This window comes from Komarekiella delphini-convector SJRDD-AB1, assembly GCF_014831675.1.
Classification (GTDB): domain Bacteria; phylum Cyanobacteriota; class Cyanobacteriia; order Cyanobacteriales; family Nostocaceae; genus Komarekiella.
Genome location: NZ_VJXY01000075.1, coordinates 1 through 21919, shown reverse-complemented (window position 1 = coordinate 21919; position 21919 = coordinate 1). Strand labels below are relative to the sequence as shown.

General features: G+C 40.9%; 15 protein-coding genes and 1 pseudogene. 11 read left to right on the top strand and 5 right to left on the bottom strand.

From position 1 onward, the window contains the following. Positions 1 to 467, top strand: a 467-nt coding sequence (locus FNW02_RS34130) for a hypothetical protein (protein ID WP_191761960.1), incomplete at its 5' end; no start/stop codon positions are given. A gap of 3 nt (positions 468 to 470) precedes the next feature. After that, positions 471 to 1094: a hypothetical protein gene (locus FNW02_RS34125; protein ID WP_191761959.1), complete on the top strand. Its 624-nt coding sequence runs from the start codon at positions 471 to 473 to the stop codon at positions 1092 to 1094. A 72-nt stretch (positions 1095 to 1166) separates the two neighbouring features. On the opposite strand, the gene FNW02_RS34120 is transcribed toward FNW02_RS34125, so the two are convergent. Next, complete coding sequence (locus FNW02_RS34120) at positions 1167 to 1952, bottom strand: hypothetical protein (RefSeq protein ID WP_191761958.1); 786 nt, start codon at positions 1950 to 1952, stop codon at positions 1167 to 1169. A gap of 534 nt (positions 1953 to 2486) precedes the next feature. After that, positions 2487 to 3020: pseudogene (locus tag FNW02_RS34115) on the bottom strand (ShlB/FhaC/HecB family hemolysin secretion/activation protein); the annotation flags it as partial. Positions 3021 to 3744: 724 nt separating this feature from the next. Between FNW02_RS34115 and FNW02_RS34110 the strand changes: the two are divergent. Genes FNW02_RS34110 through FNW02_RS34100 form a run of 3 tightly spaced genes read left to right on the top strand, consistent with a single transcriptional unit; the run spans position 3745 to position 9519 of the window. Beyond that, positions 3745 to 4500: a DUF3598 family protein gene (locus FNW02_RS34110; protein WP_191761957.1), complete on the top strand. Its 756-nt coding sequence runs from the start codon at positions 3745 to 3747 to the stop codon at positions 4498 to 4500. Positions 4501 to 4527: 27 nt separating this feature from the next. Then, on the top strand, positions 4528 to 7014 hold the full coding sequence (locus tag FNW02_RS34105; RefSeq protein WP_191761956.1) for a two-partner secretion domain-containing protein: 2487 nt from the start codon (positions 4528 to 4530) through the stop codon (positions 7012 to 7014). Between the two features lie 9 nt (positions 7015 to 7023). Next, positions 7024 to 9519: a CHAT domain-containing protein gene (locus FNW02_RS34100; RefSeq protein ID WP_191761955.1), complete on the top strand. Its 2496-nt coding sequence runs from the start codon at positions 7024 to 7026 to the stop codon at positions 9517 to 9519. Here the strand turns inward: FNW02_RS34100 and FNW02_RS34095 are convergent. Continuing rightward, complete coding sequence (locus FNW02_RS34095; RefSeq protein ID WP_191761954.1) at positions 9480 to 10484, bottom strand: tetratricopeptide repeat protein; 1005 nt, start codon at positions 10482 to 10484, stop codon at positions 9480 to 9482. The two genes, FNW02_RS34100 and FNW02_RS34095, sit on opposite strands and share 40 nt — an antisense overlap. Positions 10485 to 10523: 39 nt before the next feature. After that, positions 10524 to 12479: a serine/threonine-protein kinase gene (locus tag FNW02_RS34090; protein ID WP_191761953.1), complete on the bottom strand. Its 1956-nt coding sequence runs from the start codon at positions 12477 to 12479 to the stop codon at positions 10524 to 10526. A gap of 384 nt (positions 12480 to 12863) precedes the next feature. On the opposite strand from FNW02_RS34090, the gene FNW02_RS34085 reads away from it, so the two are divergent. From FNW02_RS34085 to FNW02_RS34060, 6 genes are all read left to right on the top strand, one after another. Beyond that, entirely contained in the window at positions 12864 to 14378 is a 1515-nt protein-coding gene (locus tag FNW02_RS34085) for an AAA family ATPase (protein ID WP_191761952.1), read from the top strand. Between the two features lie 11 nt (positions 14379 to 14389). Continuing rightward, complete coding sequence (locus FNW02_RS34080) at positions 14390 to 14692, top strand: fertility inhibition FinO-like protein (RefSeq protein ID WP_191761951.1); 303 nt, start codon at positions 14390 to 14392, stop codon at positions 14690 to 14692. A gap of 516 nt (positions 14693 to 15208) precedes the next feature. Beyond that, on the top strand, positions 15209 to 15781 hold the full coding sequence (locus FNW02_RS34075) for a hypothetical protein (protein ID WP_191761950.1): 573 nt from the start codon (positions 15209 to 15211) through the stop codon (positions 15779 to 15781). Between the two features lie 2 nt (positions 15782 to 15783). Further along, positions 15784 to 18975: a DUF3987 domain-containing protein gene (locus FNW02_RS34070; RefSeq protein WP_191761949.1), complete on the top strand. Its 3192-nt coding sequence runs from the start codon at positions 15784 to 15786 to the stop codon at positions 18973 to 18975. Next, positions 18969 to 20462, top strand: coding sequence for a DUF4670 domain-containing protein (locus FNW02_RS34065; protein ID WP_191761948.1), 1494 nt, complete (start codon positions 18969 to 18971; stop codon positions 20460 to 20462). The genes FNW02_RS34070 and FNW02_RS34065 overlap by 7 nt, the downstream gene beginning before the upstream one ends. 275 nt (positions 20463 to 20737) lie before the next feature. After that, positions 20738 to 21718 (top strand): BMP family protein, encoded by a 981-nt coding sequence (locus tag FNW02_RS34060; RefSeq protein ID WP_191761947.1) that lies wholly within the window; start codon positions 20738 to 20740, stop codon positions 21716 to 21718. A gap of 1 nt (position 21719) precedes the next feature. On the opposite strand, the gene FNW02_RS34055 is transcribed toward FNW02_RS34060, so the two are convergent. Beyond that, the coding region (locus tag FNW02_RS34055) for an IS1 family transposase (RefSeq protein ID WP_191761946.1) at positions 21720 to 21919 on the bottom strand (200 nt) is incomplete at its 5' end.

Below are 21919 nucleotides of genomic sequence, written 5' to 3'. Positions count from 1 at the left end.
ATGAACTCGTTAACTTTGGGCAAAAGGTTCTTGCTGGTACAAAGTTAAGTTCAGAATTACAGACAATCACAGTTGTACGAGGTGTACAAGCGCTGTACCCAGAAATAGCTCCGATGGCAAATGAGTTGGTCGGAGCAATTGGGGAAATTATAGCGACTCCCGATCGACATTTGTCCCCAACTACAATTGGTGAATTATATGCCGAGCAGCAAGGACTACCCAAGCCAATTAAACCCCAAATAGTTAATCGTGTTTTGGAAGCTGCTGGTTTGCAGACTGAAGAAGTCGAAATCAAGATCAACTCTGCTGGTAAACAATGCCGCAAAAACATCTGGCATCTGACTCAAGCTGGTAAGCAGTGGGGAACTGTGACCCGCGATAAAGCCAGGACTCACGACAAAATTGTTGAACACGTTCGGTGGTTGCCAGATGTTCTTGAAGTTGTTGATTTGGGTGTGCAGATCTAATTTATGCTCCCATCTAAATTTTGTGAATCTGCCGGATTCCCAGATCGCTGGCAGGAACGAGACTTACAGCAATACCTGAGCGATCGCCTAACCCAACGCGGATTTCAAGTTCAACTAGAAGCTCCTGCTAACGGAGGACGGGCCGATATAGTTACCAACTGGCAAGGTGGAGCGATCGCAGAGGTGAAGAAATACCTCGACCGCGACACCATTTACCAAGCTGTCGGCCAACTCAACCTTTACGGCTTAAACAATACCCATAAACTCGTTGTGATGGGTTTTCTCACACCTGATGCAAGGGCGCAATCATCAGCCCTCAGGACGGCTTCAATGGTTGAGCAGAATCCCCGTGTACAGGTGGTTTTCGTCAATCTTGATGAAGAGTGGCTTCCCGGTAGTAAAGTGCAAATTGGCTTTGGAAATTTCAGCTTTTGGAATTTACGACTACCTCAAGTACCAAACTTCAAAGATTGGCGTTGGTGGTTTAATTTGGCGAAAACTAATCCTTTGATTTTAGTTTTTGCAATTGCTTTAGTTTTTATCACCGCATCTCAAATGAAGCGGGAGCTTACTGCTTGCCAACAGACCAACCAAGTATTGAATTGCTTGTTTTCTCAAAAACCTTAACAGATTTGAACAAGATTCCGTCCTGCATTCCTCGTCCATGTAATCATGGGCGGGTTTAAGGACAGGCAGTATCTAAAAAATCTTAACCCAGTTTACAGTCAGAAAAACAAACGTAACTTGCAGTGTGATATAAGCCAAAAATTTTCCCTTCCACTCATCAGTTTCCATATCTAAGTCCAGCAGTTCTGGCATTGATTGTAAAGATGTAAGGTGGCATAAACAACAGAGTAACCTGTACCTAATTTCTTTCATAGAATTACTGGTTAAAAATAACTCTAAAGCTTCCCTAGTAATTTTGCAGTGCAACTGCCAATGACTTTTGTTCTCTTTTAAAAAACTATTAATAAATGGTTCGATTTCAGGAGAAACTGCTATCCTTGAGTCTTTGGTTTTGAGTAATGTTTCAACTCTTGGTAAAGTGTTATCTAAGATAAAGTTAATATTTCCATCCAAATTTTGCATTCCATAGTCAATAATTTCATTCAATAGTTTTAATTTTTTCGCGTCCTGGGTATATTTTGACCAGCTTTTCAAGTCAATGGTCAAATTATATTTAAGAAACTTCCAGAGAGAAATTCTTAACTTATCTAATCTCTGCTTCCTAGCTGTAGTGGCGATCGCTTCAATATCTTGTTTCGTGTACTTGCCCACTCTTAATTCACAAATAGAAATTTCAGGAACGGACTTATGATGCACAAACGAGGAAGGTACTTGTGTATTATTCCTGATATGAGACTTTCTTAAAAATACTGGTTCCTTGCAGATGGGGCATTTGAGAAAGCCCTTGTAATCTTCATAATCGGCATCTTCAGCTGCAATGATTTCGCCACCAAGCCTAACTAAAATCGCATATTTCATGCTTGCAGTTTTTTAAATCACCAATAATAACACGCTTTTCGTTTTAGCGAAGCAAGAGAAGCTTCGCTAAAAAATTGTGAAAGTTAGAGTTTTACGGAGAACCGCTATATTGATTTATTGTGGCTCCTGAATTCTTCTTCGATTTTTTTTGATAAGTTTGCCTTTCCAAAGCGCAATTTTGATGATCCGTGCAGTACGGATATATCGAGCCAGCCCTAAGAGATTTTTCAACACCTTGATTGAGGCAAACTAAACAAGACAAGTTTAAGGGGCTGAATCAATTTTGATAATCTACTTTGAATAGTGGCGATCGCTGCTTTGATTGCGCCACGTTGTTTCATAGTCAAAGTGAATAGTATACATATACATAAGAATTTCCTTGGGATAGTATTTCTTGAGACTTTGGGCTTGCATCCCATTGCCTCATATTTATATTCAATCATTTAATATGTCCGGTAAACTATAAAGTGTACGGACAATTATTGAAAAGTGATTGTTTGACTTGGTTCTACAGACAGCTGAGGTTAGAGTAGTTTATAAAGCATTATAAATCACAGAAAAATACACCCTATTCTCCTGCCAAGTTCTTCCGTCCGAATCCACATCTACCAACGGAATCCCCCAGTCAACACGAGCAGTAAAGCGATCGCCTCCTCTCCACTGCAACCCCAATCCTACAGAAGCCAGAGTATTCGAGTCGGGATTTTCTGTACCAGAATTCCACCCAATCCCGAAGTCTGCAAAGGGGATCAACTGCAATGTACCACCAGCGCGGAGAATCGGTACTTGTATTTCAGCTGAAGCGAACACGCCATTGTCGGACAGCAAGAAATCCTGGCGATAGCCCCGTACGCTCTCCTGCCCACCAACGCTAAATTGCTCGAAAGGCACGAGTGTAGTAGTCGCTAGTTGCGTGTTCAGACGGAGTAACGCTATGGTTTCAGGAGCCAGCAGGCGTACCCACTGCGCTTGACCTTGCCAACTAAAAAAGCGACTATCTGGCCTATCGGAATTTATCGTCGCATCGAATGCACCCAGTCCGAGGCTGAACTGTGATCGCGGGACGATGAATAATTTGACAGTACTTCAAATATTTTGACGATTAAAATAGAACCTTGCATAAACATACATAGTATCAAACGTTACTTTTTCAACCTATATTACAACTTTTTACTAATATTAATTTCCTATAATTTGCATAGAGAAAATACAGATTACAAGGTATGGCTGCTACATCTAGCTCCGACACGGGTAATTAAAAAGTTGACCGAAAAGTGCTTTGGTTCGTTGCTAACTAAGTAGTACTTGGTGTGAGAAAGAGCTATTTTAACCTCAAGCATGAATCTCTCAAAGCTAGTAATATCAAGCCGTTTAGCCTACTAAGTTCAACTTTTAATACAGGCGATGGATTTTCAAAATCGCCTTGATTTTTAGAAACTAAAGTGCTTGTTATCAGGCTAATAGTCATTACGATAGTGGTATTTTTCTACTTCCAAAAGTATTGAATATGCTGCTCATTGCTGTATACTATCAATGTTTTGTGATTATAGGGAACTTTGCTCGCTATCAGCAGCAATTTAGCAATCTAAAAAGGATAAATCTATACAAAGTAACAAATGCCCAAATACAGATTCAGAGTAAGGGAGGAAAATTTTTAACGCCCACTAGGCAGTTTATTTATTGGATCTCTCTTAGTGATATTCAACGACTCACACAACATCACGTCCATGTTCTCTGAGCATAATGTGATCGTTTAATTTTTACTTTTACAATTCTTTGGAAAAAACATCTAATGAATCAAGACACTTTACTAGAAAACGTAACAGACGCTCAAATCAAAAATTGGGAAAATTTTTGCCATTATCATGGTGGAGAATGGCATGGAACTTGGAATATATATAACCCAGAAGGTATATTAACTCGCGCATATCAGTGTATCAGAAGTTTTTATGTAAGTAGTAATGCAAGCGAAGTAAGCCGTCAAAATTACTATATTTATGCAGACGGCACTACTAAACTAGAAAATTTTGAAACTCGGAAAAAACCTCTTATAAAGGGACTATTTTTAGACAACAGCTTTTCTTGGGGTTCCACAACAGTAAACCCTGGTTCAACGTTTTTTTTCGAGACTGGTTTTAGGCATGAAGATAGGCGAGGAAGCGCTGTTGCTAGGTATAACGAAAACGGCACATTAGATGTTTTAATTATTCCCGAACATCTGAGTAGCTTTGCTGATACTTCTCCTTATTACTCGGTGAATGAATTTAGTAGTAAATGCCAAGGAACAATTAAAAGGATGACACCGGATTGGATAGTGTCGCCTATAGTAGCAAACTCATGGATGCAATTAGAAAGATTAGCTGAAGATTACCTAACCTTACATTTAGCTGACAACATATCTGTCAATATTCCAAGACAGATAGAAAGTGGAAAGGAGTTTTGCCTGACAACACAGTGGCTAGTGAAGCCTACGTTAATGTATCGAGGTACTCGTCATTTTGATGCATCTGGGTTCACAAGATTCACTTTAGAAGTTTTCAAATGTTAATTACAGACGTAGAAAAAGGGAGACTAAATGAAACTACATACTGTACCATTATGGAATGTTAAGGGTAGCATCTTGCTTTTCCTACTGCTAGTCTCTTCACCAGTAACAGCACAAGTGATACCAGACAAAACGTTGCCTGTTAATTCCCTTGTTACCAATCAAGAAAACACTAGTCGAATTGAGGGAGGAACCGAAGCAGGTGGTAACCTCTTTCACAGTTTTAAAGAGTTTTCTGTTCCGACTGGCGGTACTGCTTACTTTAACAATACTGCAAATATTCAGAACATAATCAGCCGGGTTACAGGCTCGTCAATTTCAGACATAGACGGACTGATCAAGGCTAACAGCACAGCCAACTTATTTCTGATTAATCAGAATGGGATTTTATTTGGTCAGAATGCCCGGTTGGATATTGGTGGCTCGTTTTTTGCCAGTACTGCCAACGCTGTGAACTTCGCTGACGGATCTAAGTTTAGTACGAAGAATTCCCAAACTGAACCCTTACTTATTGTTAGCGCACCTTTAGGACTACAAGTTGGTAGAGATTCGGGTGCAATTCTAGTTAAGGGTACAGGACAAGGTTTGATTGCTCCAAGTTTAAGAAACTCCCCAACTATACGAAACACTAATGTGACTAGTTTGCGCGTACAACCAGGCAGAAACATAGCTCTAGTAGGGGGCAATGTTACCTTAGAGGGCGCTACTTTGACAGCAGAGGGAGGCCGAATTGAGATTAGCAGTGTTGACTCTGGTGTAGTTAATCTTGATTCTGACTCCCAAAGCTCTACTTTGAGTCAAAGTGTACAAAACTTTAAAGATATCAGTCTTTCTCAACAAACATTGGTAGATGCCACGGGAAATAGTGGCGGCTCTGTTGTCCTAAAAGGAAAAGTCGTATCCTTAAATGAAGGTTCAACAATTCTCATTCAAAATCAAGGTTTGCAACCTTCAGGCAAAATAGATATTAATGCTATTGAGGCAATAAAACTGAGCGGATCTTCCTCTAATGGCAGGTTCGTTAGTGTTTTACGAACTGAATCTCTGGGATCTGGAAATGGAGGAGATATCGACATTTCTACAAAACAGCTCGTTATTGATGAAGGAGCAAGTATAAACAGTAGAACCTACGGTGCTGCGGGTGGGGGATTAGTGACCGTGAATGCTTCTAAATCAATTCAATTGCTCGGCTTTTCAACTCTTAATCCTTTTTATACTAGCGGCATTATTACTAGTACATCAGGTTCTTCAGGAAAGGCAGGAGATATTACGTTGTCAACAGGAAACTTGCTAGCTCAAGACGGGGGAATAATTACATCTCTAAGTAATGGTGTTGGCGCAGGAGGAGATGTAATTGTGAATGCAACTGATTTTGTAGAATTAAGCAATTCCCAGGAATTGATAAACTCAGGGATAAACTATGTTGCCAGCTATTTTTCCTCTGGGACTGTCAATACTGGAAATGCTGGCAATTTGACGATCAACACCCCAAGTTTGGTAGTGGGGGACATGGCAAGGGTTAGTACTTCTACCAGAGGCTTTGGCTCTGCTGGAATTGTTACTATTAACGCTTCCCATGTAAAGGTAAAGGGTTCAGTAGAATCGTCTGCGGTCAGAGCAAGTACTGACACCCAAAAACTATTCGGCGCTCCTCCAGTACCAAGTGGTTCCCCTGGAGAGGTAAATATCAATACTGTAAGTTTACTTATCACAGATGGTGGACAAGCTAGCGTTACGAATGAGGGAACAAGTAGTGATGCTGGAACGCTTACAATTAATGCTCGGTCAATCACTCTAAATAATAAAAGCTCTATCACTGCTACAACTGCTTCCGGCGAAGGCGGCAATATCGACATCAATTCACAGAATTTACAGTTACGCAACAGTACAATCAGTGCAACTGCTGAAGGTAACAGCAACGGCGGCAATATCGACATCAATACACTACTCCTAACTGGTTCAGAAAATAGCAGTATAAAAGCTAATGCAGTTGAAGGTAATGGCGGCAATATCAACATTAATACCCAAATACTTATCTTCTCTCCTAATAGCTTTATTACTGCAAGTTCGCAGTTGGGAGTTGATGGCACAGTTAATATCAACTTTACGAATCAAGATCCTACCCGTGGTGTTATGACAGTTCCAAAAATAGTTCAACAACCCCCTAAGATGGCTTCAGTTTGTGTTGCACAGTCAGGCACGGGGAGAGAGCTATTAACTGTCGCTAAAAACAGCCCACCACCAAACTTTGACGAGCAGCTATATAGCCAACCTTTTGTGCAAAGGAATTCTATTTCAGTTGAGTCCACTGAACCTCCAACTAAATCACAGTCGTCAAAGATCAAGGAGACTACAAAAATTGTAGAAGCTCAAGGTTGGGTAATAAATTCTAAAGGAAACGTCGAATTAGTCGCAACAACACCTAATCAAGCGGCTCATAATAGCTTTTTAGCTGCTAATTCGTGTTCTTCAGTCGGTTCTGTAGCAGAAGTGTTCCCATCATTAGAAATAAAATAGAGCAGAGCAATGATTAAATGGAAACCTTGGCTAAAATACGTTCTTTTAGGCATTATTCTAGCTTTGTCAATAGTTTTGAGCAAATCATCCCTGTTGCTGGCTCAGTCCGCTAAAAAAGAAACACCTCTGCAACAGGCTGAAGTACTAATCCAAACAGGTAGAACACAATTAAATCAAGATCAGCCAGCAGAGGCTCTCAAAAGTTGGCAAGAAGCGATGAAACTTTATCGCCAACTCAATAATTCTGAGGGCATTACAGAAAGCTTGATTTATCAAAACTTTGCTCTGCAAAAATTGGGCTTGCACTCTCAAGCTTGTACAACCCTTTTGTCAGCTTTGAAGTTGGGTGATTGGATTTGTGCCCCAACAATAGTAATGCAGTCATCTGAATCAATAAAGGAGCAAGTAAAAACGGAAGTTCATAAGCTAAATCTAACGCCACTAAATCTTCTTGGATTACAGAGTTTAGGAGAAATATTACGTCTAAACTACAAGTTAAATGAATCTGAAGCAGTTCTAGAAGAAGCGCTATCATTGACTCAAAAGATACCTTCAGATAACGTTAGTGATATTGTGCTAGCACTGGGTAATACAAAACAGTCGATCTATCAAAAAGCGCGGGATGAGTATAAATGGATAGAGGAACCGCTATTTAGAGACACAATTGTAAATCTTATTCCTCAGAAAGCACAGGAGTCACTTAATAATTATCAACTTTTGGATAATCAAGCGAGTATTCCAGTAGGCGTAAAACTTCAATCTCAATTAAACCGCTTGAACTTACTGCTGGACTTTGACGAATGGCTAACAGATAAACCTAAGCTAGTAGATATTCATACAAAAGTTAATCAGCAGATTCAACCTCTAGTAAATCTGATACTGCAAAATCATGAAGCATTTTCTCATCTGTCGGCTGAGCAATCCATTCGAGCTCGGCTAAAATTTGCTAACAATTTAAGTAAGATTCAAGGTAAATCATTGCAGTCAGTAGCTATTCAGTATGCTACATCTGCCTTAGAAACAGCTAAAAGCATTAACAGTCAACGATTAGAATCTAAAAGTTTGGGAACCTTGGGGAAGTTAAGTCCAGAGAAATCACAAACATATTTTGAAAAAGCTCTAAGTTTAGCTCAGTCAATTAATGATGTAAATATTGCCTATGAATGGCAACAGCAATTAGGGAATTTGTATCAGAGACAAGGTAAATCTGAAGCAGCGATTCAAGCTTACGGTGCAACTATTGACAGCCTTACACAAATTCGTGATAATTTTTTGTCCAGCAATTCAGATGCACAGTTTTTCTTTTATGAAAAAGTGGAACCCGTGTATCGGACTTACATGCAGCTGTTAGCGGCAAGCCCTTCTCCTAATTTAGAGTTAATACGCCAAACTTACGAACAATTTCAAGTAGCAGAGTTAGAGGATTATCTCAAATGCGGCAAACTCAACCTTGTTGCTTTAAATGAAATTCAAGACTTGAGTACCGTCCCAGCAATAATTCACATTATTGATTTGGCCAATACCATAGAAGTAATTGTTCAATCCCCAGGAGGCTCTCCTCATCATCACTCCGTTGATTCAAAATTAGTTAGAACTCACATCGATGCCCTGTTAGAGATTTTACAAAACGAAAGGCTTGTTTCCACTAAAGAACAAGTGATTACTTCGCATTATCAAGTACTTTACAAAGAGTTAATTGCACCTTTAAAAAGATATTTGCCTGACTCCGGCACTTTAATCTTTATTTTAGATAAATCTTTCCAAAGTCTACCAATGAACTTGCTGCATGATGGAAAAGATTTTTTAGTGAAGCGTTATAGTTTTTCAGAAACTTTGGGTTCGAGAGTCCGAATCCCTAAGTCTTTACGACAAGACCAGATGAAAGCTCTCATCGCTGCTCTATCTATACCTAGCCCCAGCTTGACAGATTCAAATGCTCCTCCTGGGGCAGAAGCTTTACCCCAAGCAAGGCAAGAAGCAGAAGATATCAGAAAACTAACTAATTCTTCACTTACGCTACTAGATAAAGAATTTACTAGTTCTAGTTTTGGACAAAAAATAAGTAAAGAAACTTTTCCACTTGTTCATATTAGTACTCATGGACAGTTTAGCTCTCAACTTATGCGTACAGGATTTTTAGCTTATGATCGGCAAATTAATATTAGAGAATTTGATACTTTAATAAGAAATAAAACTCAAGCTAGTTCCGATATAATTGAGTTGTTAGTTTTGAGCGCCTGTCAAACCGCTAAGGGTAACAGAAGATCATCTCTAGGAATTGCTGGAGTTGCAGTACAAGCGGGAGCAAGAAGCACGTTGGCAACCTTATGGTTGGTAGAAGCAGACTCCACTGTTGTACTGATGGAAGAATTCTATAAAGGATTGAGAAATGGTTTAACTAAAGCAGAGGCATTAAGACAGGCACAGTTAGCATTAATGAAAAATCCTAAATACACTCATCCTTACTACTGGGCGCCTTTCCTTTTGGTAGGAAGTTGGTTGTAAAAATCTATTATTTTTAATCCTGATTCCACCTTTTTTAGCTCAAATGAGTTGTTACTATTTTTCGCTAATTCAGATGCTATTAAATATTGGCGCTTAGCTTCGTCTGGTAAACCTGCCTCAAAATAGCGCTCACCTAACACTCTATAGATAGTTGGATTTTTACTACCTGCCGTGGCTACCTTGGTTAATATTTCAAGGCTTTCATCTAGGAAACCTCTGGACGCATATACAGCATCTATGTCAAGAGCAGCTTCATCTTGAGGTAAGCTTAAAGAATTGATTTGCTCTACTGCATCTAAAACTCGTTTAATTTCCTGTTTAGAAAACAAGTTAACTACAAACGAATCCGCAGTTGGAGGATAATCTTTTCTATAAGCAATAACAGAGATGTTGAATGCTTGGTCAAAAGCTAATTCTTTTTCTTCTGGAGGGTAAGTAATCTTAGTTTTATCTACAATTGTTTCCCATTCAAATTCAGACCCCTTTACCCTTACTTTATAAGAAGTAGCACCTGGAACAGGACGCCAAGCTATGTCTGGTCTGGTTTTCATTAGTGAACTAGTGTAGGGATAAATGATTGTAGGCTCATCATCTTGTCTGTTTCCACCCTTTCGGATTAAGCACACATGTATGTTACTGGGATTGCAAGTCGATGCAGACGTATCAGTTATTGCACATTTGTCGGGAGGAATAGCTCCACTTGATAAATTTAAAATATCTCCCGAACTCAGGCATAAGAATTTTATCTGACCACCATTCAAAACTTCTAATTGCTCTCCCTGACAAACCAAGCTGCCTGGTTCAAAACGTTTGTCTCCTTTATTCATTACTCTTCCAAGTGCCGGATTACAGCGAACCTGATTTCTTCTTGCTCTTATAAGAGGTACACTTGCCAACAATGGCACATCTTTAATAAGAAGGAAACTCAAACAGGACAATATAATAATTTTTGTACTAATTCTCACTTTTTTTGCTAATTTATATTGTTAACTATTAGCAGATTATCACTTTTTGAGAATACGATCTAGCAAATCTTCTCTCCACATAAGAACTTCCGGCAGACCAGACTTGCCTAAAATACACGCTGATATAGAAATTCTAGCATCATCGTTTTCACCTAAAGCTTCTTGTACTTGAGATAACAGGCAGTAAGCATCTATTCTCTGACCATCTAAATCAATTGCTTTTTCTAAATATTTCTTGGACTCACTCAATCTATTTTGCATTAATTTTGCCCAACCTAAATCTTTGTAAAACGAAGCTTGCAACTCTCGATTCTCAGTTTTACTTAAACCTTGCAGAGCTAAAGTAATGGCGGTGTTATAATCACCACTTTTATTCTCCAGCCTTGATAAAGCGGCAATAGCAAATATAGCTTCACTACTGCTTTTTATAGCTAACTGATATTGTTTTTCAGCCAAATCATACTTCCCACGCTCATCATAAAAAGTTCCCAATCCGTAACGTGATTCCCATGCATTGGGCTTGAGTTTAAAAATTAATTCATAAGTATTACTAACGCAATTATAATCTTGCAATTGCTGACATGCTACTGCCAAATTGTTATAAGCAACATCATCTTTAGGATTATATTTGATAGCTAGCTCATAGTTATTTCTAGCAAGCTGAGGAGCGTCTTTATTCCGAAAACCTAGATCAATATAGAAACTAGAGACGGAGTAAGTCAAGTCAGGTTGATATTTGACCGCTGCTTGGAAATACTTTTCAGCATCAGCAAATCTATTTTCCTTGTGAGCTTTTTTGCCTTGTTCAAAAAAATAATTGGCTACTATAGGGGATAGCTTAGAATCAAATTTAATAGCTGTTTGAAAATCTCCTTGAGCATCTGTAAGACGATTTTCTTGTTGAGCTTTTTTACCTTGATTTAGATAATAATTAGCTATGACAGGAAGTGATATGTAGAATAAGCCAAACAAACTTAAAGCCCCTAAAACACCCGCACCAATTTGAAATGACTTCGATGTGATTACACGGTGAAGCTTTGATTTAAATGGTAATCGCTCCAATCGTTGCAAAATTACTCTAGTAGTTTGCGGACGCTGCCCTGGCAGGGGAGCCATTAACTCATCAATAAAATCAGCAAAAGGTTTGTCAATTTGCTGAGCTTCATTTCTCCAGATTAGTCTTCCTGTTTGTTCGTCCTTGGGTAAATCCATAAGTTGAACACCAGTAACTAATTGTATAAAAGTCCGTCCCAAAGCAAAAAAATCTGACTGAGGTACTGCCTGTCCCTCAATTTGTTCTAGTGGAGTGTAACGCGGCGTGACTACTGCTGTAATTTCATATCGTCCTCCCCTACCGTCGTTAGTCCCCCCACTTCCACTAACTTTCGCTAAATAAGTGTTAGTCAATCGTCGCACAGTACCAAAATCAACCAATGCTAGTTGACCGTTTGGCTGAAGAATTATGTTAGAAGGCTTAATATCTCGATGAAAAAAATCTGAACGGTGTACTGTATCAAGCATTTCAACTAATTGTTTTAGCCATTCTAATGCTTGAGATTGTGAAATACGTCCATTAGATTCTATCCATTGCTCCAAGTCTTGTCCCTCAATTTTATCCATTACTAAGCAATGTAATGTTAGAGGACTTGTAGGAACAAAAGTGAAAAAGTCATCTAAAGTGCTTTTAGGAATATTGGGATGTTGGATTAGTTGTAAAGCTAAAGATTCTTCTTCAATAAACTTACGTAGCTTAGGCGTACTCCATTTTAGAACTTTCATAACTCGGCGCTCGCGTACAAGATTTTCCTGAGTACCAATGTCATCTACTTCAAAAACATCAAAATAGTTATAAGGATCATCCGTAAGCGCTTTTAAAGGCTTAACTAGATAGATGCGGTCATTAATTAACAGTGAAGTACCACAAGCTAGACAATTTTTAATATTGTCGGGATTCTGGCGATGGGAGCACAAGGGGTTGATACAGTAACATGACATATTTAAAAAGCTTATATAAATTTGTTGGCAAAAATACTACGTATCAGCCAACCTACCAGAGTATTTCATAAAACTTGGAAAATTAAGTATCCTACTGATAGGTGTTCAAACATTAAAATTTTCGCTACTGTAGAGCAGTTTTGCTAAAGCATTACATCTTCCCCAAACTAGGTGAGTTTCAACTATCTAAGTGAGTAAAAGCAATAAGCTTAAATTTATACCTCCTACAAGCTACATTAGAAATTTGTATGATACTACTATGTAAGCAAGCAACCATGAGCGGAAAAGTCTAGTAAAATCAAATATGACATGCTCCTAAGATAACCCTAATATGGGAAGTATCCCCTACAGGAGTCTGCTACACTCATGGGGCAAGTGCAATTTATGGATTTTATTGCTGGGCAGGAACCAAAGATCCCAGACCCTTCCCTTTCATCCGTTATTACAACAGAGCAACAGATACTAGGGCAGACTTTCTCAGCTACAGTAACTTTTGAAGAAGCTTTGGCGTCAGTAGACAACCTGGTATTTGCAAGGATAGCTAGACATTTGTCCGAAGCTGAAATCACTCTTCTGAAGGGAGCATGGAATGATTGTGACTACGAGGAGATAGCACAAAACTCACCCTATAGTGTTAATTATTTACAACGTAACTTAGCTCCTCAACTATGGGATCTATTATCCGCAACAGTTGGAAATGGTGAGCGGGTTAGCAAAAAGAAGTTGCGGGATTTTTTAGAAAAAATTACATATAAAAAGTATCTTACTACTAAAGCAGCGTTGGGAGAGGAAGTATCCCTTGATAATAACTTCGTACAAGTCAGTGGAGGTCAAACACCTGATGTATCTAATTTTTATGGACGCACACAAGAACTATCTCAATTAAAAGAGTTAATAACCAAGCAACGATGCATAGCATTAGTAGGAGTACCAGGAGTTGGCAAAAGTACATTAGCAGCAAAACTGTTAACAGAACTTAGTACAGAAGCTCAACCGAGATTTGATTGCCTAATTTGGAAATCCGTAGCTCACGCACCATTAGTTCAGGACTTAGTAGCTGAGTTAGTAGAGCTAATCCAACCTGTTAAGATTTCCTCAAGCTTGCCTACGTATAATCAGGCAATGATTACATCATTGCTCAAACAGTTGGAATTACGCCGTTGTGTATTGGTATTGGATGAATTTGACGCATTATTTCAGAGAAACAACTTTGAGCAGCGACTAGAGTATAGAATGTTTTTTCGTCGCTTATTAGAGGAGCAACATCAAAGCTGCTTGCTTTTAACTGGTAGAGTTTTACCTAATGAGTTCGATAGTTTGATAAGAATTAAACTACCCATTCAGTATTTCAAAATTAAAGGTTTAGAAGCAGACGCCGCCATGCAGCTTCTTTCTAGCAAAGGATTGCTTGATCCTAAAAAATGCGAAGATTTAATTAAAACTTACCGTGGTAATCCTTTAGAATTACAAGCAGTCGTCAAGAGGATTGACCACTTCTTTGGCGGTAAAACTGAAATATTTTTTGCAAATCAAACTACCTTCGTTAGCAGTGAGTTCCAAGCAATTCTGAATGAAATGTTTGGTCAAATATTAAACGGCATTCAGAGACAGATAATGATTTATTTAGCGGAAGAAATAGCTTTAAATTACCAGCCTGTTAGCTTCGTTAAGCTTTTAATGGATCTAAATGAAACTTTAGAAATACCTATATCAACTTCAGAGCTAGTTCAGGCATTAGAAGAACTTGAAAGGCAATCATTGATTGAAAGTAATAAAGACCCACTTACAAAAGAAATTAGTTTTAGTTTACAACCAGTAATCAAAAAATATATTAAGACAGATCCGATGGGTTTGGTGCGTGCGTCTGATGCTTCCCAAAAATTAGTGATCGCATCATAACAGAGGTAGCTATGATTGCAGGCAAACTAGAAATCACAATTAAAATCAACGAACTTCCACAACCCAAGACCATAGAGAACGGTTGGCAGCAGTTTGAACTAGACTGCGACGGACAAATCATTTCAGTCACAGTTAAACCCAAAGTTTGGAAGAAACTGACCGACGCTGCAAGCAATTACCCACAGTGGGTAGGAGCAATTGCTGGTAAACTCGGTCAGCAAACTGACAACGGTTTCGTGTTAGAAGAACCCAATATACAAGTTTTCGAGCGCAAGCCAAAAGCTGAGGCGACACCTACGCCAGGTGCGGCTTGAGCATGGGTAATCACACGCTACACAGAGAGAGGTGCAACCAAACCTCGATTACCCCTAAAGCAATCCTTAGCAAATATGGAGGTCACAAGTAAAAATCAAAACGACGTTAGATACCAGATGACTAGAAGTTCTGTAAGATCAAGGCTAATTGAAGCGAAAGTATGGAGGTCAAAAATTTAAAGGACAAAACGTACTAAGGAGTACCGCTTCGTCCAAATGGAAAAATTGAATGACTTCAGAGCGGGGTTATCTCAGAGAAACCAAAGCAGTGGCATTTAAAGTTTGGCGACTTTTTCACTGACTGGTCAGAAGAGATTGAATCCGCGCTGCTTCTTGTATTATACGAGAAGCCACACAAAACTTGCTAGTTTGTGTGGCACTTTTAGCTGTTGAAATTCCTTAATTTTATAAAATATCAAGTTTTGTAAATAAAACTCCCGAATTTCGTAGTTAAAAATCTGTAGCAGCGCAAAACCCCCTCTGAAGCTTGAAAACCAAGTTTTAGAGGTGAATAACGTGAAAAATGACAAATGCCCAATACAAGAGGGTGTCGAGGTTAGGCTGTCGGGGGTAGTCTCAGTCCCGCACACCCCACCCCTTAATTCCGATGCTTTAGAGAAGTGGATTATTAGCTCTTTCAAGGAAACTCGCTTTAAAAATGTCTTGCAAAGAGCGAGGATGTTACCGCAGACAAGCTGGTTCTGGCATAGAGAGAATAACACGCAGCTGTCTGAGCTAGCAATCGCAATCGTTAGTGCAACAATCAATGACTACATACAAATCTTAACAAAGCGGTATCAGTTAGCCCAGGCGGTACAGGAGTTAGATCCAAAGTCGGAGCTATTACTGCTGATTGCTCCAGACACAACGTATGTGTTTGGCACAGTGTTGTCAACTCTTGAGAGTTTCAGCACCCATATCCTTTTCACACACAAGAAGCAAGAGAAAGCCCTTTGGACAGGAAAAAGGGATGAAGAAAGTCCCGCTTTTCCCTTCGCCTTTAACCCTTTGCCAAGCAAAGCTTTAAGCGCACACCATCAAGCCAACGATTTGGCGTTGTATTCCAACCCAAATAATCGGAGGTATTGATTGTGTTAAACAAAAATATCAGTGTAGATCGCAATCAAATAACGCAACACCTAGCAGCGTTGGGTTACAAGCAAGGAGACACAATATACCTACGCAGTTTTTACCCCAGTGATGACCCCCGCAAACTAGAAGATAAAGGCAGAAGTGCAGAGATACGCAATCTCAAACAGTTAATCAGAACAGTCACCGCTTGGCAGTCAGATGGCAGGGGTGTTTACTTTGTAGTCAACGGCGGCGGACAAGCTGACAAAGATGTGACCAATTGCCGCGCCATTTTCTACGAGCATGATAATCTCGACAAGGAATTACAACGAGAATTATGGCGCAGTCTTGAACTACCAGAGCCGAGTTTGCAGATAGACACGGGCGGGAAATCAATTCATAGCTACTGGATATTTAACGAACCAATCAGCCCCGAACAGTGGCGGACATTGCAAACTGATCTACTAGAATACGCTTCGGGCGATCGCTCCCTGAAAAATCCGTCACGGGTAATGCGGCTGGCTGGTTGTTTTCATTTTGCACCAAATAATGTGCCAAATGCGATCTCTCAAATCATTCTCAACGGTCAAAACCGCTACAGCTACGAAGAATTAAGGGCAATTATTCCACAACAGGAGAAAATTACTCCATCCATACCAATTGATTTACCAGCAGGTGATATACCAATTGAATCCTGCTTGACTAAGACAGACAGAGTTCTCATTGACTCTGGTGCAGGACTTGGTGAGAGAAACAACAAAGGTGCAGCGCTGGCCCGTAACCTGATTGGTACAGCAGCTAGACTCACTCACCTGGGGTATCGCTACAAGGGAGATCCTAGAATACTGTTTGATGAATACTGTGATCGTTGTTCACCTCCTTTACACACCAAAGAAGCTGAAGCAATTTGGAAGTCTGCCCAAAAAGACAATCCCACCGCTACACTTACGGATGATGCTTTAAATAATTGTATAAAAGCGTGGCAAAGACAACAATCAGCACATTATCAACAAACCACTGTTAATGGCAAGAAAATGAAGAGTGTCACCAGTGACAGTGCCATCAAGGGTGACAGCTATAATCAAGAACTGATGGGCATTACATCTACTGTCACCACTGTCACCGACATTTTGCAGTCAGGGTTGACTGACTATGAAGAGACGCAGAAACTAGAATCAGTTCTAGATAGTAGTGTTGTTAAAAATGCTGCATTCAAACAGCTAGTCTCCTCAGTTAGAAGTCAACTAGATGATGTTCAGCCCGAAGATGAAATACGCTTAGATAATTTAATCAATTGGCACAATGCCAAGTTGGATTTTAATCAAGCCTTGCCCAGCATGGCGGCAGATCTGTTGCACGATGCAGAGATTCTCAACATCGAGCCGATAGTAATTTGGCAACCACTGATGGCAGCTGTACTATCACTGGTGGGCAAGCGGTTAAAACTGAATGTGGAATCGCATAATGTTCCAGCGATCGCCTGGACAGCCACAGTGCTGGAATCTGGAGGTGGCAAAACCAGAGCTGACAGCTTAGTGCTGACACCAATTAAGAAAAAGCAGATTGAAGCTAGAAGGCAGTTTGAGAAAGAAGTAGAAGAATATCAGAACTGGCAGGGAGATACGGACGAACGCCCCCCCTATCCGTTGGAGCGCAAATATATGTTTGAGATGGCGACAATTCAAGCCGTCATTAAACGATTGTCAGAGCAGAAAGACAATGGTGTACTGTGGGCCAGGGATGAATTAGCAGGATTATTTAAATCCTTTGGGCAGTTTGGCAAGGGAGAAAATGAAGGGCTAGAATGCTTGCTCAAACTTTGGGACGGCGCACCAGCCCAAGTTGACAGAGTAAGCCAAGTTGACTCTTACGTGGTGGAAGAAACAGCTCTGTCATTAACAGGTGGGATTCAGCCGGGGATGTTCCGCAAAATCTTCAAAGACCCCGAAGATTCACAAGGGATGCTGGCGCGATTCTTGGTGGCCAAAGCCAACGCCTTAATGCCCAGACGTGTAAAAGGTTACTGTGTATTAGCTGACAAGTTACCACCCTTCTATGACTGGCTGGAGAATTGTCCAATGGGTGTAGTCAAGCTCTCAAACAGTGCAGATGCCTATTATACAAAGCTTTGCCAAGAAATCGGGCGGCAGGCATGGGCAACAACACAACCGGCAATCAGGGCGTGGATGTTCAAATTACCAACGCAACTATTGAGGATTGCCCTGGCTTTGCACTTAATTGAATGTTACGGCAATCCCAATTGTAATTTTTGGCAAATCGAAACAAAGACGTTATCTAGAGCGGTGTTGTTTGCTCAATACTACCGCAGTGCTTTCAATGTGGTGACTGAAATGACTACTGAAAGTGACGATATCAGCTCTGTGTTGCTGAAAATCTGGGACGCAGCTGTTACTAAGCACACAGATGGGATTAGCACTAGAGATGCTTACAGGAATATTAAGGCGATTGGGACTCGTGCTAAAGAGGCTTTCAGAAATGTCAGTGCCTACACCACAGAACTGTTTGGCAAACTAGAGCGCATGGGTAAAGGCACAGTAATTAAAGTTGGCAGACAAATTAAGTTTGTAGCCAATTTTCCCTCCAAATATGATCCACCACCAGAGGAGGCAGGGGGGCAGGGAGCAGGGTGCAGAGGAGAAGAAATTTCCCCCTTGCCCCCTGCTCCCTGCTCCCTTTCCTCCTCTCAGTCAATTGACAGTGTGCCAATCCCTGAGAGCCATGAACCGCAAGGGATAGAACTGTCACCGACATCGGAACTGTCACCGGTGACAGTTCCAAATAATGGGAATTATCCCAGCAGTAATGTTGTGATTGAAGCTACGCATGTTACTGAAATTGCTGACAATACACAGGAGAACTCCCTAGAGTTACAGACTAATCAAAGTGCGAACTTTGCCGAACGAGGTAAAGCTGACCACTCTAACCAATGTTCGCCAGTAGTTGAAACTGCCTCAAGTCAGCCTCAAGCAGATGTGCCCACGCCAGAAATCACAAAAGGTTTAAAGGTGCAAGTTCATTTCCCTGGCAGCAAAAGGCACGAGAAACAGGGAGTTGTCGCGCGGTTGGTTTATGAGCATGGGGTGAAAAAAGCTGTTGTCATCCTGGAGAACATCGAGGCATCGCTGAAGCATTTTCTCTGTCCACTCCCCGGCACTGACCTCATGCGATTGGAGGTGATCCAACCATGCTGACATTAGATAGACAACAAACGACATCAGCAATCGATTACGGTGTTCTTAACAGCAGCGTCAAAGAAAGCTTCACCGCCATCGACAGATTTGAGTCCCAGGCAGTAGAGGAAATTCTCCTTATGCGATCGCAACAGGTGTATAAGGGCGCTGGGTATAACAACTTTGAAGAATACTGCCAGCATGAACTATCTGCTTGGGGTGGGTATCGGCGGATCAATCAGTTGCTAGGAGCGCATAAGGTTATTGAAGCAGCTGGTGAATTTGGCGAACACATCAAAAATGAGCGCCAAGCCCGTTCACTAGCTCGGCTAGCCAAAGAACCAGAAAAACTAAAATCTGCTGTAGAGTTGGCTTTGTCAGAGAACCCCTCTCCAAGTGAATCAGATTTTGCAGCGGCGGCGAAGATTGTCCTTCCCCCGCGTCTACGCAAAAAGTCATTTAGAGAGGAACCATTGGTTCCTGATGGTGACGCAAATGCGTCATTGACGATTGAGCGCAAATATCCAAAAGAATACGAGGACGTAATCGCGGCGCTCAAAGAACAACACAGGCAAGAGATGGAGCGCCTGGAGCAAGAACTGAGGATTGGCTTGCAAGCAGAGACTAGGGCCAGAGTAGAAGAACAAGTAACAGAACAACTCGAATCATCTCAAAAACTTAACAAGGAGCAGAAACAAGAGATTATTCAGTTACGACAGCACATTCAAGAAATTGAAGGTTTACGGCAACTAGAATTTGAAAATCAGCGACTCCTTTCTCGTATTCAGGAATTGGAAAACGCCCTTGAACAACGTCCTGCCCGACAGTGGGACAATACGATGACGACCCAGGCGACCAAAGCACTGAATAAGCAGGTCAAACTTGCGCTGGAGAAGACTATCGATCTGCGATCACTTGCCACCGAACCACCCAAGGAGAATGCCACCGAATGCTTACGCTTGATGGGCATGGCATTGAAGCAGATCGCCACAGCTATGAACAACACCAAAGCGATGGAAGCTGCGGCGATAATTCTGGGCAGTAGTCCAACACCGCAGGCGATCACCATAAGGACGGAACAATTGCAACTGCTACCCCATGCGGTTAGTGATATTAGACGGGTGTTGTTAAAGCCTGGGTGTAGCTGGCAGGACTATTGGGCAGTGGCGCAAGAGTACGAGGTAATCAAGCAGGACATTAGAGCAGAGTTGACACCACAACAGACAGAGCTAATCGCGGCCCTAGAGAAAGCTGAATCCTCCAAAATTGCGGAACAGACGGTTTCTCACAAAAGTCTTGCCGCATCTGGTTCTTCTAATTGCGAATTGATTAAAGTTGGTTCCATTGTTGCCCACGCTGACCCTTACCGTACTTTGTATGTCGAGAAGGGGGAAGTCATAGAGGATTTAGGATATGAAGTGATAGTGGCTTGGGATCGCTGGCGCAATGAATCCAAGAAAACTGATAGGTATTTCAAGTCGGAGTTGCGGTTTTGGCTCCCCGAATAAAAGAAGTTAACCGGGAGATCCAACTGATAAAACGGCGCAGATTGTCTATCCTCAAGTGATGGGCTGATGAGTGGTGCTGCTCCTAGTTGTGCTGGAGTTGAAAGCAACCGCGGCGAATGAACTGCGCTCTTTGGAGCAGGCAGTGCCGGAATTTTACGCCTTGCTTAGTGAGGAGGTGTTGCCAATGTAGGTGTGAGCTAAATTATTTCCAAAAGACCAGCTACGACTTTAGAGCGTTGAAATAACTAAAATAACTATCCATCTGAAGGCGAGGTATGACAACAAACTTTAGTCGGCGTGAATTTATCTTGTTTGGTTCAGCCGCGTTTGCTACCAGCTTAGTGGTGCAAGCTTGCAGTAATAAGCCAACGACACCAACAGCGACAACAACGGGTGGTACTGAAGGGTTTAAAATAGCGATCGCTCTGCCTGGAATGATTACCGACAAAGGCTGGAATCAATCTGGTTATGAAGGAATCAATCTAGCAAAACAAAAGCTAGGTGCAGAAACCGCCTATGTAGAAAAAGTGGCACAGGCAGATCAAACAGAAGTATTAACAGATTTTGCTCGTAAAGGCTACAACCTCATCTTCGCGCATGGCGGACAATTTGATGCCGCAATTGAACAAGTCGCCTTACAGTTCCCCAACACATTTTTTGTGGGAGTAAATGGTAATCTTAAGGGTGAGAATATTGCTTCTTTACGAATAGATCATCTACAAGCTAGTTATTTGTGTGGCATTATCGCTGCTTCTGTTACTAAATCTAATAAATTAGCTTATATTGCTGGAGAGAAGTTCCCCGCTACCGAGGGAGAACTGCGAGGATTTGAATTAGGAGCAAAGTCTGTTAAACCAAATATCCAAATTACTTCTACTTTTACAGGTGATTGGAATGATGTTGCCAAAGCCAAGGAAGGGACTCTCGCTTTAATTTCTTCCGGGGCTGATGTCATCTATCAATGGTTAGATAATGCCTCAGCCGCAGTTTTGCAAACAGCAGGTGAAAAAGGAGTATATGCTTTTGGTAACACCAAGGATCAATTAGACGTTGCACCAAAAGCTGTCTTAACCAGCGCTGTCAAACGCTTAGATTTAGCCATAGCTTATCTAGTAGAATTAGCCAAACAAAAACAAATCAAAGGACAAATATATACAATTGGTCTAGAAAGAACAGATATATTATTTTTAGGGAAATTCGGAGCAATCATACCGGAAGCAGTAAAGCAAAAGGGGCGTTGCATAATTGCGGGATGAATTAGGCTGAGATGGGTACAACCCCGTTCTTCAGGTAGTGCAGTAACAATTTAATAGATAGACTCAGCATTTCTTTGGATTTAGAATAACAAAGTGTGCGACGATGTCGGCGTGCTAAATAATGTCTTAATCTTGTATTTTCTCCTTCAATTCGTGTCATGTAAGTTTTCTTGACTAAATGGTCGCAATCATCAATGAAAC

What these genes read in the sequence shown, in the direction of transcription:
- FNW02_RS34125 (WP_191761959.1), top strand. Translation starts at nt 471, where the DNA reads ATGCTCCCATCTAAATTTTGTGAATCTGCCGGATTCCCAGATCGCTGG.
- FNW02_RS34120 (WP_191761958.1), bottom strand. Translation starts at nt 1,952, where the DNA reads ATGAAATATGCGATTTTAGTTAGGCTTGGTGGCGAAATCATTGCAGCT.
- FNW02_RS34110 (WP_191761957.1), top strand. Translation starts at nt 3,745, where the DNA reads ATGAATCAAGACACTTTACTAGAAAACGTAACAGACGCTCAAATCAAA.
- FNW02_RS34105 (WP_191761956.1), top strand. Translation starts at nt 4,528, where the DNA reads ATGAAACTACATACTGTACCATTATGGAATGTTAAGGGTAGCATCTTG.
- FNW02_RS34100 (WP_191761955.1), top strand. Translation starts at nt 7,024, where the DNA reads ATGATTAAATGGAAACCTTGGCTAAAATACGTTCTTTTAGGCATTATT.
- FNW02_RS34090 (WP_191761953.1), bottom strand. Translation starts at nt 12,479, where the DNA reads ATGTCATGTTACTGTATCAACCCCTTGTGCTCCCATCGCCAGAATCCC.
- FNW02_RS34085 (WP_191761952.1), top strand. Translation starts at nt 12,864, where the DNA reads ATGGATTTTATTGCTGGGCAGGAACCAAAGATCCCAGACCCTTCCCTT.
- FNW02_RS34080 (WP_191761951.1), top strand. Translation starts at nt 14,390, where the DNA reads ATGATTGCAGGCAAACTAGAAATCACAATTAAAATCAACGAACTTCCA.
- FNW02_RS34065 (WP_191761948.1), top strand. Translation starts at nt 18,969, where the DNA reads ATGCTGACATTAGATAGACAACAAACGACATCAGCAATCGATTACGGT.
- FNW02_RS34060 (WP_191761947.1), top strand. Translation starts at nt 20,738, where the DNA reads ATGACAACAAACTTTAGTCGGCGTGAATTTATCTTGTTTGGTTCAGCC.